A 371-nucleotide genomic window follows, 5' to 3' on the forward strand; every position below is an offset into this window, starting at 1 on the left:
CGCCCACGTCACCGTCGCCGACCACATGCCCAGCCATCACCGCCAGTTCCACGACTGGACCCATGGCCGCGTCCTGAAGGAGGCCGCCGGCATCGGCGACAACGCCCGCGCCCTCGTCGAGGTGATCCTGCGCTCGCGCCGACATCCCGAGCAGGGCTTCCGATCCTGCGTCGGCATTCTGCGCCTGGCCAAGACCTTCGGCGCCGATCGGCTCGAAGCGGCCTGCGGTCGGGCCCTCGAGATCGGCGCCCATTCCTGGTCGAGCGTCAAATCCATCCTGCAGAACGGCCTCGACCGAGCGGCACGGCGGGCGACGTCCTCGACCCACGTCAATCCCGACCACGGCAACGTCCGTGGCCCCGGCTACTACC

1 pseudogene is annotated in these 371 nt (G+C 70.1%); it reads left to right on the forward strand.

Annotated elements, in window-relative coordinates:
• Positions 1-371 (forward strand): annotated as a pseudogene (locus tag V5F77_RS29210) (IS21 family transposase); the annotation flags it as partial.

Source organism: Roseixanthobacter psychrophilus, from assembly GCF_043195195.1.
In the GTDB taxonomy this organism is placed as follows: domain Bacteria; phylum Pseudomonadota; class Alphaproteobacteria; order Rhizobiales; family Xanthobacteraceae; genus NCEH01.